The organism is Streptomyces niphimycinicus, from assembly GCF_018883605.1.
GTDB classification, from domain to species: Bacteria; Actinomycetota; Actinomycetes; order Streptomycetales; family Streptomycetaceae; genus Streptomyces; species Streptomyces niphimycinicus.
This window is the reverse complement of sequence record NZ_JAHLEM010001081.1, coordinates 1-3584: the sequence shown is the minus strand read 5'-3', so window position 1 is coordinate 3584 and position 3584 is coordinate 1. Positions and strand designations below refer to the sequence as shown.

General features: G+C 72.8%; 3 protein-coding genes. All 3 read left to right on the top strand.

What is annotated here, in order from left to right; translation table 11 throughout:
• A partial coding sequence (locus KN815_RS47685) for a cysteine protease StiP domain-containing protein (RefSeq protein WP_216348007.1) occupies positions 1-1786 on the top strand: 1786 nt, incomplete at its 5' end.
• The gene (locus KN815_RS47680) at positions 1783-2643 is read left to right on the top strand and encodes an HAD family hydrolase (protein ID WP_216348006.1); all 861 of its coding nucleotides are present in this window, start codon (positions 1783-1785) and stop codon (positions 2641-2643) included. The genes KN815_RS47685 and KN815_RS47680, both read left to right, overlap by 4 nt.
• A 192-nt stretch (positions 2644-2835) precedes the next feature.
• Complete coding sequence (locus KN815_RS47675; RefSeq protein WP_216348005.1) at positions 2836-3498, top strand: O-methyltransferase; 663 nt, start codon at positions 2836-2838, stop codon at positions 3496-3498.
• The last annotated feature ends 86 nt before the right edge of the window (positions 3499-3584 follow it).

The following is a 3584-nucleotide window of genomic DNA, read 5'->3' as shown; positions in this document are numbered from 1 at the left end:
GGTCGATGGCGCCCGCGCCACCGACCTGACCCGGCCCCGGCCGCCCCGCCCCGCCCGCCGCGTCCTCGTCCTCGGGTTCGAGGAGCTGATGTACGCGCCGCTGCGTATCGCGAAGGCGCTCGACGACGTCCTCGACGGCGTCGAGGACGTCGAGGACGTCGAGGTGCGGTATTCGACGACCACCCGCTCGCCCGTGCTCGCCGTCGACGACCCCGGGTACGCCATCCGCACCCGGCTGACGTTCCCCGCGCACGACGAGCCCGCCGACGGTCCCGGGCCGCGCTACGCCTACAACGTGGCGCCCGGTGCCGATCCGGGCCGCCGCTTCGACGCCGTCGTCGCCGTCGTCGACTCGACCGCCGACACACCCGCGCTGCACGCCCCCGGCGGGCTGCTCGCCGCGCTGAGCGCGCACACGGACCGGCTGGTCCTGGCCGTCGTGCCGGCGTATCGCCCCCAGACCCCACCCACCCCCCGCACCGTCCCCGAACGACAGGCTCCGCCCATGCACCAACCGTCGTACGAGCCCCTGCGCGGACCGGACTTCTCGTCCTACGCGCCCGAAGAGGTCGGCTGGCTGCTCCAGGACTTCTCGCACGTCACCCTCGAAGCGCCCACCGAGGAGCGGGAGGAGGCGATCCAGAGCGGGGGCGCGCACTACGCCGAGTCGCTGCCGGTGGAGTACCAGCCGAACGAGCGCTACCAGGCGCTCTTCCGGGCCGCCCTCGACGCCTCCGCCGCCCGGATCGCCCGTGCCGTCGGCGCGGTCACCGAGACCGTGCTCGCCGAGCGTTCCCCGCGCCCCGTCCTCGTCTCGCTCGCCCGCGCCGGCACCCCCGTAGGGGTGCTGATGCGCCGCTGGGCGCACCACGCCCATGGGCTCGACCTCCCCCACTACGCGGTCTCCATCGTGCGCGGCCGCGGTATCGACACCGCCGCGCTGCGCTGGCTGGCGGACCACCACGACCCCGCCGACGTCGTCTTCGTCGACGGCTGGACCGGTAAGGGCGCCATCACCCGCGAGCTGGCGGACGCCCTCGCCCCGTACCCGGACTTCGATCCGCGGATCGCGGTCCTCGCCGACCCCGGCCGCTGTGTGGACACCTACGGCACCCGGGACGACTTCCTCGTCCCCTCCGCATGCCTCAACTCGACCGTCTCCGGGCTGATATCGCGCACCGTGCTCCGCGCCGACCTCGTCGGCCCGAACGACTTCCACGGCGCGAAGTACTACCGCGAACTCGCCGGCTCCGATGTCTCCGGATACTTCCTCGACACCGTCTCGGGCCGCTTCGCGGAGGTCGCCGAGGCCGCCATGGCCGACGCCGGGCGGCTCGCGGCCACCGACCGCAGCCCCACCTGGGAGGGATGGGCCGCGGTGGAGCGGATCAGCCAGGAGTACGGCATCCACGACGTCAACCTCGTCAAGCCGGGCGTCGGCGAGACCACCCGGGTGCTGCTGCGCCGCGTCCCGTGGAAGATCCTCGCCCAGCGCGGCGCGGGCGCCGACCTGGACCATGTGCGGCTGCTCGCCGAGCAGCGCGGAGTGCCGGTCGAGGAGATCGACGGGCTTCCGTACACCTGCGTCGGGCTGATCCACCCGCGCTACACCCGGGGCGCCACCGGGGCCGACGGGAAAGCAGTAACCGCAGCAGGCACGGCAGACACAGCAGGCACAGCAGGCACAGCAGACACCACAGACACCACAGACACCACAGACACGGCACACGAGGCGAACACGGCGGGCATCGCCAACAGAGACGAAAGAACGGTGGCCGCACGATGAGCGTCCTGGTGGCAAGCGATCTCGACCGCACCCTGATCTACTCCGCGGCCGCGCTCGGCCTCGACATGCCGGACGCCCAGGCCCCGCGGCTGCTGTGCGTCGAGACGTACGAGGGCCGACCGCTGTCGTACATGACCGAGACCGCCGCCGGGCTGCTCGCCGAGCTGGTCCGCACCTCCGTCTTCGTCCCCACGACCACCCGCACCGTCGAGCAGTACCGCCGCATCCGCCTCCCCGGCCCCGGCTCCCGCTTCGCGATCTGCGCCAACGGCGGCCAACTGCTGGTGAACGGCGAGCCCGACGCCGACTGGAACCAGCGGGTCCGTACCACCCTCGGCGACCAGTGCGCCCCCCTGGAGGAGGTGCGCGCCCACCTCAGCGCCACCGCCGACCCCGCCTGGCTGCTCAAGGAGCGGGTGGCCGAGGAGCTGTTCGCCTATCTCGTGGTCGAACGGGAGCTGCTGCCCCAGGAGTACGTCAAGGAACTCACACAGTGGGCCGAGCCGCGCGGCTGGACGGTCTCCCTACAGGGCCGCAAGATCTACGCCGTGCCCAAGCCGCTCACCAAGAGCGCGGCCGTCGCCGAGATCAGGAACCGCACCGGAGCGGACGAGGTGCTCGCCGCGGGCGATTCGCTGCTCGACACCGATCTGCTGCTCGCGGCCGACCGCGCCTGGCGCCCCGGCCACGGCGAACTGGCCGACGCAGGCTGGACGGCACCCCAGGTGACGGTGGTCGAGGAGACGGGCGTCGCGGCGGGCGAGGCCATCGTCCGCGCGCTGGGCGAACGCTCCTCCGTCACCTGGGCGCGCGCCCGCAGCCAGGTCATCCGCGCCGTCTCCCGCGGCCGGGACTGATCCGTCGCCCTCCATCCCCCCCAATCCCCTCCACCCGCTCCACCCGCCCAGGGCCCCCTTCGAAACCGCTCGCGCTGTCGTGACGCCGGGTTACAGTCGCCACAGGCACGACAGTCGCCGAAGGCTCGATAGTCGGCATAGTCGGCATGTGCGACATCGCCCGGGAAGCCGAGCAGACCGAAGGGGGCCGCGATGGCCGAGAGCAAGAGCACACCGATCACGGCCGAGCTGTACGACTACGTCCTGCGGCACAATCCGCCGCTCGACCCCGTGCTGCGCGAGCTGGTCGAGGTGACCCACCGCGACCTCCCCGGGCAGGCCGGGATGCAGTCCGCCGAGGAGCAGGCCCCACTGCTGGCCTTTCTGGTCCGGCTGACCGGCGCCCGCCACATCGTCGAGGTCGGCACCTTCACCGGCTTCTCCGCGCTGGCCATGGCCCAGGCGCTGCCCGCCGACGGCAGGCTGATCGCCTGTGACGTGTCGGAGGAGTGGACGGCGTACGGGCGGAAGGCGTGGGCCAAGGCCGGTGTCGAGGCCCGCATCGACCTGCGGATCGCGCCCGCGCTGGACACTCTGCGCGCGATGCCCGCCGAGCCCCATATCGATCTGGCCTATCTCGACGCGGACAAGCCGAACTACATCCCGTACTGGGAGGAGCTGGTCCCGCGGATGAACCCCGGCGGTCTGATCGTCGCGGACAACGTGTTCTACCACGGGTCCGTCACGGCCTCGGCGCCGTCGGCCGCGGGCGCCGCGATCCAGGAGTTCAACGATCATGTGGCGGCGGACGTCCGGATGGAGACGGTCATGCTCACCGTCGCCGACGGCCTGACGCTCGCGCGCCGCCTCGGCTGAGGCGGCGGGGCCGACCCGCGTCGCGGAGGCCGACCCGGCCGCGGTCACGGGCGTTACGGGGCCGGGCCGACCGCGTCAGCGCGAGC